This is a genomic window from Stieleria marina, assembly GCA_007741555.1.
Lineage (GTDB): Bacteria > Planctomycetota > Planctomycetia > Pirellulales > Pirellulaceae > K23-9.
The window spans coordinates 4,998,555-5,012,576 of the sequence record CP036526.1; the positions used below are offsets into that span (position 1 = coordinate 4,998,555).

Sequence of the window (14,022 nt, forward strand, 5' to 3'; positions counted from 1 at the left end):
CGGTTTTTTGAGGTCACAAAGATGCGTTTGACTCGGCCGCCGAATCAATCGCGTCCGGCTCGAGAGATCTTGGCTGACCACTCCGCGGCGGAAGCGTTTTCGGAAATATTTTGGACGGATCCGTCACCGTACAGCACGCTGGCTTGATTGTTTAAAAAGCCAATCGACTTGGAGGGATTGTCCGCATCGATCTTCAGATCTTCCGGCTTGGTCCACTGCACGGCCGCATCGGCGTTGGTTTCGACCACCATGATGGTGTTTGAAAGTCCGTCCAACACGTCACGAAAACGAGTTGGTTTTTCGGAATGAAACATCGTTCCTTCGCCCATTGGCACTTGGTAAACCGTTTGTCCGGGCGGCGTGTTCATCGAAGCATGCTTGTAGGTGTCAGGCATCTTAGGAATCAACTTGAGGTTATGTTCGCTGTCCCACGGTTCGTCCAGATGAAATTCTTCGTACAGAGCTTGTTGTTCAATGAACGGCAAGATGTGAACTCGCCAGCTAAGCAGTGCCTTGCCATCAGCATCGCGGCTGACGGCATCGGGAAGTTTGCGATACGCCGAGTGATAGTTGTGCATCGCTAAACCAATTTGCTTCAAATTGTTCCTCGCGCGTTGACCACGTGCAGCAAATCTTGCTTGGGATACCGCTGGCATCAGCAGTGCGACCAACATGCCCTGAGCCGCCAAACCTTGACTCGGTGACGCTGACAAAACCAACCGTCGACCGGTTCGCTTGGGCCGCAGCATCGTCGTAATACGATCGGCCATGCGGTCCGCGTACGCTCGCGTCGCATCCGGCACGACTCCTTGGTCGCGGATGTTTTGCTGGATTTGCGACATCGCAATATCACGGCCCATTTGCGTGGCATCCGCCAACAACGTTTCCAGTTTGTCTGCCGCAGCGTCGTCCACTGCCAAAAAAGCCAACTGAGCACCTTGCTGGTCATCATCCAGATTGATGCGGATCAAAATCGCGTCCAGCAAATTCGGCAACTCGGTAAACGGTGCAAGCTGAGGCGGTAACTGATTGGCAAACGCCTGCAGCATTCCGTTGATCATCGGACGCACGGGCTCGATGGCCAGCAGAATCGCGAGATGTCCGTCGTGGCTGACGTTGCTGGCCAACTGCGCCAACTGACCAGGTTGTCCGCCACCGGCAGCATCGACCAAGGTTTCCAAGTAATTTGTCGACGCCACGATGATCGTTTTTGGATCCGGCTGATGGACGACCACGCCCGGTGGTCCATTGATTGGCAAACAACTCAGCCCATCGACTTCGGTCACCGCATCCGCTCTTACCAATTGCGGATTCAGATCACCGATGGCAAACGGTTGGTTTAGTTTGACAATGACGGCGGCCATGGGACCGCTAGGGCCAGGAGTTGCCGAGATGACTCGAACACTGTCGCAAATCCTGGGCGAAAACCCGATGTTATCCAAGCACCATGCCTCGGCGATCTCCAGCGGATAAAGCGCGGTCGCCTCACAGCTCATCAGCTTTGCCGGTTGAAGTACCCCCGCCGCAATTCCATCGACGGGAATGTACTGGTCACCGATTTTCTTCCGTGCGGCACCGTCCTGGGCAACGCTGCTTTGGGCGACGCTGGCCGAAAGCAATGCAGCGATCAACAGAATCAAGTAGGCGGTTTTCCACTGCGGTCGTACGACAGCATCACTCAGAGCAGTGTCCTTTGAACTGGCGAGTCGCGAAAGAGTGGTGCAGCGCGAAAGAAGAGATCGACGATGATCAGGCAGAGTACAACACAACATCAACTGGAATCCTTAAGAACAACGTGTGTCGGCATCAGGTGAGAAAAGACAAATCATGGAGCACCGAACCACAGCAATTTTCGTAATACCGCTGTCTTCACGAAATGGCAGGCAGAAAAAATTGTAACTGCCTGGGCGAGACCGTGCTGGCGTCCGGCCAGGTAGATTTCCAAGCTTGGCGATTTCTTCATTCGCCTCTGCTTTCCCGCCCGAGCCACGCGGAACGACGCAAAGTGATAAACTGCTGTGTTACCCGCACGACCGCAGCACGCTTGGTCGATGCCTTCGCTGACTCTGATCTCCCTTGAACAACGTCATCAACATGAATCTTAAACTCTCTACCGCCGCTTTCTTCACGGTGCTCTCGCTCGGGTCGATCGTGGCAGCGGACGATGCGATCCGCCATTCGTTTTTTGTCGCTGGCCCCACTTTTACGGGCATCATCGACGAAGAGGGCAATGAAAAATGGGACAGCGGACGGGCAAGTGCTCGCGACGGCTGGATATTGGAGAACGGCAACGCACTGATCGCTTGGAAAGAGATTGTGCAAGAACTGACTCCTGCCAAAGAAGTCGTCTTCGAATACAAGCTTGGCAAACCCAATAAAGAGATCGGCACCGTTCAGCGACTGCCAAACGGCAATACTCTGATCACCGAACTTGGCAAGAAACCGCGTCTCTTGGAAGTCGATCAAAGCGGCCAGACCAAAGTTGAGTTTCCGCTGAAGCCAGAAACCAAGAATGCACACATGCAGACGCGGATGGCTCGTAAGCTTGCCAACGGGAATTATTTGGTCCCGCACCTATTGGCGTTCAAAGTCAAAGAGTACACCCCGGCCGGCAAAGTCGTGAAAGTATTTGCCACGGACGGAGAATCGCTCGGTGGCCGCGCTGCAGAAAATTGGCCATTCACGGCGATCCGTCTGCCAAACGGCAATTCGCTGTTTTGTTTGACCCACGGAAACAAAGCGGTCGAGATGGCCCCCGACGGAAACGTGGTTTGGGAAATTCGCGACAGTGATCTGGAGACCAAACCATTTGACGATGCGTGCGGCGGACAGCGTTTGCCCAATGGGAACACAGTCATCACGGCCTACCACGCCAAAGTTGGTGTCAAACTATTTGAAGTGACGCCTGAGAAAGAAATCGTCTGGACCTACGAAGGCCCGCATCGTGCCCACCACTTTCAAATTCTGACGACCAACGGAAAGCCAATTGAGGGTCCAGCCCTACGTTAGGTAGCGATTGGATTTGGTCGTGGACGCACGTGTCGTCGATGCGTTAAGATCATTTGTTCAGCTGTGTTTTTTGACGTCGCGAATTGGTTGTATTTTCGCCGCCCGGTTTCTTATTTTTGAAAGTCAGTTCGATGGATGCAATGGATGTTTTGGGTGCTTTGTTAGGAAAGAAAGCTGGCTCGGGAAGCGCCGGTGGAAACATTTTGAAAGACATGCTCGGCGGCGGCCGCCGACCTTCGCCACCGGCTCAGACTCGCCGCGCCCCTCAACCGCAAAGCCGCAGCCGTCCCAAAACAATCGGTGACGCAGCCAAAAGCTTGGAAGACCTACTGAACGTCTCCAACAACCATCACTCTCAGCGGCGTCAGGCACCCGCTCCGCAGCGACAAGCTCCTCCGCCTCAGCGCACGCCCGAACAAGAATCGCTCAACGAGCAGTCGATGGTCCTGATTCGTGCGATGGTCAATGCCGCAAAATCCGACGGGCAGATCACCCAAGACGAACAGGACGCGATCCTGAAGCGAATGGACCATGTCTCGCAGGAAGAAATCGATTTTCTGCGCAAAGAGTTCGCAGCGAAAACCGACGTGCGTGATTTTGCTTGGTCGGTACCGCTTGGCATGGAAGAACAAGCGTACGCGATGTCCGTGATCGCGATCGATCTGGACGAACAAAAAGAGGCTCAGTATTTGGGTGACCTAGCTCATGGCCTGCGACTTGCGCCAAGTCGCTGCAACGAGATTCACCGCAAGTACGGTGCACCGGAGATTTTCCAAGAGAACTAGTCGCGAAGGATTCCTTCGCAACTTCCATGTCGTTCATCGGGCGTGTCAGGTCTCTCTGGCACGCCCGTTTGCGTTAGGCTATAGGCTAGCGTCGATTTGGAAAATGCCCTGCGGAATCACGCCATAGATTCCGTTGACAAAGACCTGCTGCACGAAGTTATCAAACCGCTGAATAGGCTTGTCGGGAACAATCAGCACGTCGCCGTCACGCATCCAGATTTCATCCGCTGGCGTCGGACGTTTTCCGTAGATCGCTCCCTGAAGATCAAGGATGGTCGAAATCAAACGCCAGTCTTCGGCGCGACGCATGACGACTACTTGTCGCAGATTGCCACCGGGTAAATGCCCGCCCGCCGCGGCGATCGCACCGAGCACCGTCGTTGGCCCATCAAGTTGAATCCGACTTGGATCGCCAACTTGTCCTAGCACGTGCACGAAGTGAGGAGCCTGGGCAACCAAGATCGGTTCGACTTCCAATCCGACCACGACTTCGGCGTAACGCAAATTGATTTCGCGTTTCAATTCCATCAGTGACAAGCCCTGGATGCACATGCCGCCAATGCCTGGCAGGCGAATGTTGCCATCGGGCATGACCGTGACGTCAACGGCTTGCTGCTGCAGACCGCTTTGACCGCCAACCGCATTGCGAATGTCTTCGGCCAGCGTATTGGTTTTGACCGGAGTCACATCGATCGCTGGTTCTTCATAAAATTCTTTGTATCGATCTTCAAGCACTTTGCGAAGCTGCGCGACGGTCAAACCGCCCGCGTGAACTTGGCCAAGCAGACGAACGGAAATGGTTCCATCAGGTTGAATTTCCAGCCCACGGTCCAACGTCCCACGGAGCAGATCCGCATCGGCAATGGATTCGATCATCAGCTGGTCGCCCGGCGTCAGTCGGTATTCACCTGTGTTTTGCCGGCGAGTAATCAAGTAGACGATTTGCAACTGGTCAGACGGACGCAATCGATACGTGCTCAAATGAGCGAATCGAGCCGGTCCGGCATATCCCCCCGGGCCATACTCGCTAAACGGCATCGGCCGAATGTCGCGCCAACGAGCCTCTTCGCCACAGCAGGTCGCACAATCCACGCCCATGATGCAATTTTTGCACGGCCCCTGGCACGGATACCCACCTGGAATCACTTGGCATCCGCAGTGTTGCTCCCCACTGGGGATCGCACCAGCCATCGCCAGCGAACCACCGGTTTGCTGATGACTGACCTGCCGATTCGTTTGTGCTGATGCAACGTTAGCAAAGCAGCACACGGTCGCTATCGCACCGGCGATCGCGAGCGAAGCTTTGCCAATTCTCAGCATCCCTGTGAATCGAGCAAGTGAATTTCGACTGATCGTGGTTTGTTTTTTTGGACGGTACATCATCAGGATCAAAAGTTGAAATGGTTTATGATTGTCATCACGCACACAACGCCGCTGCTGGTTGGCTACCAGAGCTTGGGCACGCTGTTCATCATCTTTCGAAGTTTCGACTCAGGCCGTTTCGTTTTGTAATACGACGGATCATCGGGAAGTGCCTCGATGTCGTCTTCAAAAAGCGTCGGCACAGTTTCTCCGCGCGATGGCTGGCCCTGACTACTGGGCTGGGACGCGATTTTTTCGTCAGACGGACTGCTGGGCATCGCCGCGGTTTGCTGAACCGGCCGCTTAGGTAGCGAACTTGCTGTCAGCTGCATGGAGCGTGGCGTGGCGATGTCAACCGGTGCGATCGTCGTCTGTGGTTTGGCCGTTTCGGCAAACTGCCGAGGTGTTAGTTGCACGACTGTCGGCACGGGTCCACGATTCTGGTCGTAACCGGCAGGAAGTCGACTTTGCATTTGAGCCACCATGCGGATGGCGGACGCTCGATCATCTGCGCGATTGGACACGACGTCCAACGCCTGCACAACCTCTTTGCTTGGCTGCGAAACAACCGCTTGCTCCAAAGCCCATTTGGCTTCACGGTCCAGCCCCACGGCAGCCAGATGCATCCCCAAACGAGCTGCCAAGGATCCATTTCCGGGTTGGCCTTGGAGAGCGGCACGACGCAAGCACAATGCCGTTTGGCTGGGCAAGTGCTTTGCTTCATTGCGCCCCAAGTGAATGGCGGCCAAAAGATCCAAGGCTTGGGCTGCTTCTACGCGATATTTCGCAAGACCTGAAAGTCGGATGCGTGCTTCGTTGAGGTATCGATCCGTCGCATCCATCGGCGGCACATTGGCAAGCGACTGATTCTTTAGCACGCCAGTCGTGTGCGAAAGCACAATTCGACGCACGGCGTCATTGTCAAGCTGTCCATACTTGCCCGCGAAATCACGTGATTCGCGAATTGCATTTCGTGCCAACTGCAAATCATCAAGCGCCGACGATTCCGAACGATTGCCACCGAACGATGCGTTTCGATTCGCAATATCAATCGCAGCGGCCGAATAGCGAAGCGATGTCCATGCCGATGCTTCGGCCGATGCCCAAGCGTGACGGGAATACTCCGTCATGGCTTGATCAAGGAAACGCTTCGCGTCTTGTTGGCTGGACGTGCTGGTGGTCGATGGCAACCAGTTTCGCGCGGCCGTTGCCGTGATCTCTTGGCTAGGCTCGAGCAAAGAACGCTTCATCGACCGTGGGGCCTGAGCGATTCGTGATTCGCGGTGACGTGGCCGTGCGATTTCATCGATCGCCATTCCCCGAACAATCACTGGGGCAGCGGCGACTTTGGCAGGCAGAGTTGTCGCTGCGGTTGAATTGGACACGACCGAGCGATGCTTTACTTCGACCGGTCGAATCGGCCGTTTTGGATCAATTGTGCCGCCACCACTGATCTGCGGAGGACTGAGCACGACACCCGACGGGAGGTTGGAAGCGGCTCCTCCCGCATCACTCGGTTCTGTCGAATCGGGGCGGTCGGGATGGACTGGGCCAAGTTCGGGCAATACGTAGTCGCTTGCAACGAACTCGGGCGTCGGCTTAGACTTCTTCTTGCTCGAAGCAGCAAGCTTTTCGGCCGGGTCCGACTTCGTGGCTGGCACTATGACTTGCGGCAACAGCTGCGGCGCTTTTCGTTTTCCAGAAGCCGCGATTCTAGCGGGTTTGGATTGGGTTCCGATCGACGGCAAGCGTGTCGGTCGCGGGATGTCGGCGGCCGCGGCTTTGGACTGTGCTGGCAGGGCCGTTGGCAAATCGGATACTTGTACTGGCGTGTTGACCGTTGCCAGCAGATCGTTCTGCTGGATGTCTCCGGCAGCGGAGCTGGAAAGCGGGTTCGTCGGAATGCTTTCTTTCGTCGTCGTGAAGATATTGCGGGACGTTCGATTGTCGGCTGACGCATTTCGCTGCGGAAGCGTTTGCGCATTGGTCACATTAGCCTGCGGTGACGAAACACTGTTTCGATTGATGAACGGGTTCGTCTGCGTGTCGCTATAAAGCGTTGCGCTGCTGGCGACGACGACGCATGAAGCGGTCAAGCAGGACAACGTGGCCAAAATTGCCCGTCGTCGCATCCGTTTGGCTTGCGAAGATGTCTTTTGATCAGCTCGTATCATCATTGGCTTCCGTGCGCATCGATGCTTTGCATGCACTTCATTGTGAATGCTTAATCTCATGACGTAGTTGGCGCGTACGATCCGTACAGACCCATCATGTGGTATTGATCGGATTGATCGGTCCAGCGGGAACGGTCAAACTCAATCAGCAGCACCGTTGCGACTAGCGGTTGCCCGACGATCCGGCACAACCGTTAAAGATTGCCAGTTGGACATGCGGCGATGCACGCTAACGGCATCGATAAGTGCGTTTGTTAACTGATCTGCGATTTGTGTTTCACGCGTTGGGTTCTACAGCGAAAACTGAGCGGGCGATGGGCGGCCAAAGAAATAGCCTTGTGCCAGATCGAAGCCGATTTCTTTGCACGTTTCGGCTTCTTCGACAGTCTCAACGCCTTCAGCAAGCGCAAAGACGCCTAAGTCACGCACCATTTGCACCAGCGTGCTAATCATTCGCCGGCGTTGTTCGTCAGCGGAATCGATACCGCGAATCAACGAGATGTCAAATTTGACGTAGTCCGGCTTCGATTCGATCAACTCGGCCAGTCGTGCTTGGCCAGAACCAAAATCATCAAACGCTAGGCGGATATCAAGTTCCTTCAGAGCCGACGCCAATTCACGCATATTGTGCCGGTCGGTCACGGCAGCTTCGTGGATTTCCAAGACCAACTGAACGTTGCCCGAAATCGCTTTGACGTTGGTCAATGATTCGATCAATCCTTTGCAGTCTTCCATTTCCTTGGGGTGCGTATTGACGAACAACATCGGCGAATCAGGCAAGTCTCGGCCCACCCGAATCCCTTCCCAGCGAAGCATGCGGCTCAATTCGACTTCCAGATTCAGCTGTTCGGCTGCGTGAAACATGGCTCCGACCGATTCCAACCCAAACACGCTGCCGCGTCCCAGGATCTCGAATCCAATCGACTGAGCGTCAATGGTTTTGACAATGGGCTGAAAGTGTGGACGAACCAATCGCTCGCTCATCAGGCGATCAAACTGAACCAAAGCCAGAGCTTCATCGCAAACGCTCTTTTCGATCGTGCCCGTGACGTGGCCCGTGGGCGATTGACGTCGAACGCGAAACGGCGCTTCGGCAAAGTGAATCAGGTCTTCTTCATTGATCGCAACGCGGCCGGTGATTCGAGTTCCGTTGACATACGTGCCGTTGGTGCTATTTAGATCGGTCAAAAAGAGATAGCCGTCTTCGACAGACATCGCGGCATGCTGACCACTGACGGTTTTGAAACGCAACTTAAGCGCAGAGCCATGATTTCGGCCGACTACGAAAGGGCAATTGTCGATCGGCAAGTGACGGATCGTATCGTCCGGCTCAGTGGCCCCCGACAAAAACCAAACGTCTTTGTCAGTGTTGAGACTGTCAAGATTAGCAGGTGATGCGTTGTCAGATATTTGCATGGGATCTTGCTATCGGCGTCCTAATTGACGCATGAATAAGGAAGCTAGTGGGGGCGGCTCGGAGTCAATCACGGTTGTGTTTAGGTGGGATCTGTTTGTGCGTGCATTTTTCGAGCGCATTTGGATCCAGTCTCGCAAGCTTACGTCGCGTTTACGAAAAAGAACGCCCAGGTACGAAATTTTCGAGAATGGCATTCCTGACAGAGTTTCCTAATCGAGGCTTATTTTTGAGCTAACTTTGTTCGTACCGATCCCACTGGAGTGCTGTATGCGCTCTTGCAACCAACATCTTTACCACAACCGTTATGACCACTCTCACGCACGAAACGCATTCCGTTGATGCCGGCCTACTTGGCAGTCTGCTAACGGACGATTCGTTTTGGCCTGCCGAAACTGGCAGCATCGAAGAAACAGGATTGACGGAAGCGTATATCGAAAGCTTGATGCTCAAGACCATCTTGCTTGGCGGCACGCTGAGTGGTCGCAATACATCCGAGCGAATGGGACTTCCCTATCGCGTCGTCGAACCGCTGCTGGACGTGGCACGAACACGCAAACTGATTGCTCACGTGCGTCCCGCTCCCTTCAACGATTACTACTATTCGCTGACCGAAGCCGGCCAGCGACACGCACAGACCCACATGCAGCAGTGCAGCTACGTTGGTCCAGCGCCCGTTCCCCTATCGGATTACGTGTTGAGCGTCGAAGCACAGTCGGCGGGATTCGAGCCCATCGATCAAGATCAACTTCGCCAAGCTCTGACATCGATCACTTACCAGGAAGAACTGCTTGATCAGCTTGGACCAGCCGTCAACAGCAACCAGGGAATGTTCTTGTACGGCCCTCCGGGGAATGGCAAAACAACGATCGCCAGGTGCCTGACCCAGTGCTTGGGACAAGAGATTTGGATTCCGCACGCGATCTTAGATGACGGCAACTTGATCAAACTTCAAGACGATGCCTTTCACCGGCCCGCGCCGGTTCCCGAAACAGGCGACCAAATCCTGAAGGCTCAAGAATGGGATCGTCGTTGGCTTCGAATCCAGCGACCAACGGTCGTTGTCGGCGGCGAATTGGTCATGGAAAATCTGGAAGTCCGCCACGATCAACGATCCAACATCTGCGAAGCACCTTTGCAAATGAAAAGCAATTGCGGTGCTTTGTTGATCGATGACTTTGGCCGTCAGCGTATCGCTCCCGAAGAACTGCTCAATCGTTGGATTGTGCCTCTCGAAAACCAGTGCGACTACCTAACGCTGCCAACCGGCAAAAAGATCTGCATTCCCTTTGAACAGCTCATCTTGTTTTCGACGAACATCGATCCCAAAACGTTGGTGGACGAAGCGTTTTTGCGCCGTGTGCCTTACAAGATCTATGTCAACGATCCGTTGCCAAGTGAATATCGACAGTTGATGCGTCATGTGGCAAAGCAAGCCGGTTTTCCGGACACGCCCGAAGCCGCTGAACACATGCTGGCCTACTACGAAAAAACCGGTCGCAATCTGCGCCGCTGCCATCCACGCGACCTTTTGGCACAAGTTGTCAACTACTGCAAATATCGCAAGCTTCCGCTTTCGATTCGCCCCGAGTTTCTTGACCGCGCTTGCGACAGCTACTTTAGCCAACTGTAGAAGGACCTATGGGGGAACCAACCATGAAAACGACAACTGGCAATAAGATCGCAGCAGGTCACGAACCGATCACAGGTTATGTTCTGGAAGAACTAATCGGACGTGGCGGTTACGGTGAAGTCTGGCGCGCGTCCGCACCCGGTGGCATGAAAAAGGCCATCAAGTTCGTCTATGGAAACATCGGCGAGAAGCGAACTGAGCAAGAGCTTAAGTCGCTCGAACGAATCAAGGGTGTGCAGCACCCCTTCATCTTGGGACTCGAACGTTTTGAGACAGTCGACAATCAATTGGTCGTCGTCACGGAACTTGCCGACGGATCGCTAGAAGACGTCGTACGTCAGAATCGCGACCGTGGTTCCTGTGGAATTTCGCGCGACTTGCTGATCGCTTACATGCGTGACGTAGCCGATGCGCTGGACTATCTCCACCAACTGTACAAACTTCAGCACCTGGACATCAAACCTGCCAATCTATTGATGGTGGGTGGCCGCGTGAAAGTCGCTGACTTTGGATTGCTGAAAGACCTTCGCGACGTCGAATGCAGTGTCGTCGGTGGATTGACCCCCATCTATGCACCGCCAGAAGTATTTGACGGCAAGCCCAGCGTCAATAGTGACCAGTACAGCATGGCGGTCATGTACCAGGAATTGCTGACAGGAACGCGTCCCTTTACAGGACGCACGATCGCACAATTGGCGACGCAGCACGTCCACAACGCACCCAACCTGACTTCGTTGCCCCCCAGCGATCGACCGGTGGTGGCACGCGCTTTAGAAAAATCGTTTGATCGGCGTTATGGATCATGCAGCGAATTTGTCGACGCGTTGGCCCGCCCCCGCGGTTCGACTCAAACGGGTGCCTTGCCTGACACAGCGATTGACAGCGGTGACACCAAAACGGTGGGCGCGTCTTTTGTTGCCGGCATTGGTGAAGCCAACGTCCAGGACCTTCCAGCCCTCGACCCAAATGCTACCAAGTGCGACGATGCTTCGCGGTCAGGATCAAAGGCCGTCCGGCAGTGCTTGGTCATCGCTCTGGGAGGCACGGGGTCGCAGTGCGTAGACGATCTTTTCTGTCGACTTGAAGACGCTGACTCAGTTGACACGGCCGCTTTTCACACGGTGTTCATTGACACTCACGAAGACGCCGCAAGATCGCTGCGACGTTTTGAGGAAACTGAAAAACGCCCGACGATTCGATCTCTTGCCACGACCCTTCGTACAGCCAACGAGTATCGCGAAGGGGGAATGTCCAGCATGCGAAGCATGTCGCGTCGCTGGATCTACAACATTCCGCGCAGCGGTTGCACCGAAGGCATGCGACCATTGGGCCGGTTGGCGATGATGGATCACTGGAACAAGATCCGCGAAGCGATTCAGGACGCAATCAACAATTTGAAGAAATCCAGCGGTGAAGAAATCCCGGGCGTATACGTCGTGGGATCGATCGCTGGCGGCACCGGCGGCGGAATGTATTTGGACATTGTCCACGTGCTTCGACGAATGCTGGACGACGCCGGATTAGAACAGACTGCAATCCTGTCGCTGCTTGCAACGTCATCGATGGAAGTAGATCCGTCGCACCCATTGTCATTGCACGATTCGCTGGCAACGCTTCGCGAAATGAACCATTTCCGCAAACCTGGCAACAGCTATCCCGGTGATACGCATGTGGATTTGCCGACGCTGCCAGCTGCTCGGTCGCCACTTCGAAATGTGTACTTGATTTCGGCAAGAGAATCGACCACCGCTCCGGAACCGCACAAGACCATTTCCGACTACCTTTGGTTCGACGCCACCATTGGTCACGACCTATTGGAATCAGCTCGACTGGAGCCCAGTAAAGACCCCAGTTCGATCGATTGCAAACCCGCGTTGCGATCCGTTGGCATCATTACGTTGGCCCGAAATGAGACATTCGCGGAAACGGTTCTGGCGCCCGCTGCGACTCGCACGTTACTTGCACGCTGGCTAGGTAATCCGTCTGACGCAAAATCAAACGCCAAAGCCTTGGTCGAAAAGATCGAGGAACGATGCAGCATCGACCACCATTCGTTCTTTGCCGCCGCACTGGATTCCTACGGACTTGACCGAGTGTCTCGCCAACAGCGGCTGCTGAACCACTTGACCCAACTACCACTCAACGAGCTGTCGAACTCATCGTTGGTGACCAATTCACTTAAGGCCGAATTCGCATCCAATGTCCAGTTGGAGCATGCCGAATCGGACATACAGTCGATCGTTGGAACGATTTCGCGTGAGCTAAAAAATCACTTGCGCGTCGGACGCCTCGATGTCATCTCTGCAATCGAAACGATTCGCCTGCTGACTCGAAATATTCGCCAGTGGGAAAGCAAGCTGCAGCATCAGTCCAAAATCAGCAAGAACGATTCGGACGCAGACATCGTTCTCTCGTCCGAGTTGCTGGGAATCCCTGCCGCTTCGATCCCGAAAGTCAAATTGGCTTGCCATGTCGGTGAAGTACTCTTGGATTCTCACGCCAAACGTCTGGCAGCTGCTCGCGCAAGTTCGCTGTGCGACCATCTCTCGGTCGTCGAATCACGGCTTTCCGATGCAGCGACTTTACTGGCACAGGCGATCCGATCCACCGGCGTCAATCAAACTGAAAATTCCAATCCATGGGATACGTTTAGCACACCGGTCGCACGGCAAGTTGCTCCGTACTTGATTGACTTGCATACTAGCTGTGCCAAACCATGGTTGGTCAATCTGATTTCGACCACAGAACACATCAAGAGTCCCGCCACTTTGGTCGCAACGATCAACCAGATCGCCGGGCCTTTGATCCGCGATCGCATGGCTGCTGGCAGTAATCTGGATCTTGCGCAGTCTTCCGGACCGATGAGCGAGTCGATTGACTTGAGCCAATCTTGGTCAAACGATTCGGCTTTTGTGGACAAGCAGTATCCGGTGCCACACGGAAACGAACACTTGAGCGATGACGAGGCGGCGCGTTTGAGTTTAAAGCAAGCTGTCGAAGATGCGCGTCCGACACTGCTCGGTTGCGGCGGACAACAGCGTCTTGTTTTGGTGGCCGGTAGTCAACGCGAACTCGATTCGTTTCGATTGGAGATCGAAGCGTTTCATGATGGTCAACTAACCTGCCTCGTGATCGACTCAGCACCACCGATGTTGATTCACGAAGCGCAGCAGATCGAGATTGACGATGTCATTTCAAGGCTCTCGACGCTAACCGGCGGTAACTCGCAAGTTAGCGATCGTCTGCTGACTCGCTGCGACATCGATTGGTCGCATCGCAACTAGCACCTGCGATGGCGACGCGACTTACGCGGATTGCATCTCCATCATCGCAAACGCTAGATCCCCATTTGCGACAGCGTATCGGCAACCTGGCCTGCAGTCCGTGAGAGCCAAGGATGAGACTTGGTAAACTGCTCGGTGGTTTCGTAAAAGCGTTTTGCCAAGTCCGATGATTTCACATCGTCTTTGTCCAGACTGTCTTGAATCTCACGCACGGCAGCTTCCAGCTGCTCGCGATCCGCATCATCCAGTTGTTCCACGACAGCCAACTGTTCATGAAGTTGCTGCAGTGTTTTCTTGAGAGACTCTTGCATGACTTCGCCTTAACTGTTGCGAGGGTGATGGTTGATCGACTGACTTAAAT

9 protein-coding genes are annotated in these 14,022 nt (G+C 54.5%); 4 read left to right on the forward strand and 5 right to left on the reverse strand.

Annotated features, from left to right (window positions below):
- Positions 1 to 44: 44 nt before the first annotated feature.
- The gene (locus K239x_RS17645; RefSeq protein WP_145419536.1) at positions 45 to 1,772 is read right to left on the reverse strand and encodes a DUF1559 domain-containing protein; all 1,728 of its coding nucleotides are present in this window, start codon (positions 1,770 to 1,772) and stop codon (positions 45 to 47) included.
- Between the two features lie 322 nt (positions 1,773 to 2,094).
- Between K239x_RS17645 and K239x_RS17650 the strand changes: the two genes are divergently transcribed.
- Together K239x_RS17650 and K239x_RS17655 are read left to right on the forward strand one after the other, a co-directional pair.
- Positions 2,095 to 3,009 (forward strand): beta-propeller domain-containing protein, encoded by a 915-nt coding sequence (locus tag K239x_RS17650; protein ID WP_145419537.1) that lies wholly within the window; start codon positions 2,095 to 2,097, stop codon positions 3,007 to 3,009.
- Positions 3,010 to 3,140: 131 nt separating this feature from the next.
- The gene (locus tag K239x_RS17655; protein WP_145419538.1) at positions 3,141 to 3,794 is read left to right on the forward strand and encodes a DUF533 domain-containing protein; all 654 of its coding nucleotides are present in this window, start codon (positions 3,141 to 3,143) and stop codon (positions 3,792 to 3,794) included.
- A 78-nt stretch (positions 3,795 to 3,872) separates the two neighbouring features.
- Here K239x_RS17655 and K239x_RS17660 read toward each other — a convergent pair whose 3' ends face one another.
- The 3 genes from K239x_RS17660 to K239x_RS17670 all read right to left on the reverse strand — a co-directional run bounded on the left by K239x_RS17660 (position 3,873) and on the right by K239x_RS17670 (position 8,746).
- Positions 3,873 to 5,177, reverse strand: coding sequence for a polysaccharide biosynthesis/export family protein (locus K239x_RS17660; protein ID WP_419189102.1), 1,305 nt, complete (start codon positions 5,175 to 5,177; stop codon positions 3,873 to 3,875).
- 62 nt (positions 5,178 to 5,239) lie between these two features.
- Positions 5,240 to 7,333: a hypothetical protein gene (locus K239x_RS17665; RefSeq protein ID WP_145419539.1), complete on the reverse strand. Its 2,094-nt coding sequence runs from the start codon at positions 7,331 to 7,333 to the stop codon at positions 5,240 to 5,242.
- A 288-nt stretch (positions 7,334 to 7,621) separates the two neighbouring features.
- A complete protein-coding gene (locus K239x_RS17670) occupies positions 7,622 to 8,746 on the reverse strand; it encodes an EAL domain-containing protein (RefSeq protein ID WP_145419540.1) in 1,125 nt (374 codons plus the stop codon).
- Between the two features lie 305 nt (positions 8,747 to 9,051).
- Here K239x_RS17670 and K239x_RS17675 point away from each other — a divergent pair, with 305 nt between their 5' ends.
- Positions 9,052 to 10,377, forward strand: coding sequence for a P-loop NTPase family protein (locus K239x_RS17675; RefSeq protein ID WP_145419541.1), 1,326 nt, complete (start codon positions 9,052 to 9,054; stop codon positions 10,375 to 10,377).
- Positions 10,378 to 10,400: 23 nt separating this feature from the next.
- Complete coding sequence (locus K239x_RS17680; protein ID WP_419189103.1) at positions 10,401 to 13,661, forward strand: protein kinase domain-containing protein; 3,261 nt, start codon at positions 10,401 to 10,403, stop codon at positions 13,659 to 13,661.
- Between the two features lie 53 nt (positions 13,662 to 13,714).
- Here the strand turns inward: K239x_RS17680 and K239x_RS17685 are convergent, their stop codons facing one another.
- Complete coding sequence (locus tag K239x_RS17685; RefSeq protein ID WP_145419543.1) at positions 13,715 to 13,972, reverse strand: DUF4404 family protein; 258 nt, start codon at positions 13,970 to 13,972, stop codon at positions 13,715 to 13,717.
- Positions 13,973 to 14,022 lie beyond the last annotated feature (50 nt).

Coding starts and splice junctions, on each gene's coding strand:
- K239x_RS17645 (WP_145419536.1), bottom strand. CDS start 1,772: ATGTTGTGTTGTACTCTGCCTGATCATCGTCGATCTCTTCTTTCGCGC.
- K239x_RS17650 (WP_145419537.1), top strand. CDS start 2,095: ATGAATCTTAAACTCTCTACCGCCGCTTTCTTCACGGTGCTCTCGCTC.
- K239x_RS17655 (WP_145419538.1), top strand. CDS start 3,141: ATGGATGCAATGGATGTTTTGGGTGCTTTGTTAGGAAAGAAAGCTGGC.
- K239x_RS17660 (WP_419189102.1), bottom strand. CDS start 5,177: ATGATGTACCGTCCAAAAAAACAAACCACGATCAGTCGAAATTCACTT.
- K239x_RS17665 (WP_145419539.1), bottom strand. CDS start 7,333: ATGATGATACGAGCTGATCAAAAGACATCTTCGCAAGCCAAACGGATG.
- K239x_RS17670 (WP_145419540.1), bottom strand. CDS start 8,746: ATGCAAATATCTGACAACGCATCACCTGCTAATCTTGACAGTCTCAAC.
- K239x_RS17675 (WP_145419541.1), top strand. CDS start 9,052: ATGACCACTCTCACGCACGAAACGCATTCCGTTGATGCCGGCCTACTT.
- K239x_RS17680 (WP_419189103.1), top strand. CDS start 10,401: ATGAAAACGACAACTGGCAATAAGATCGCAGCAGGTCACGAACCGATC.
- K239x_RS17685 (WP_145419543.1), bottom strand. CDS start 13,972: ATGCAAGAGTCTCTCAAGAAAACACTGCAGCAACTTCATGAACAGTTG.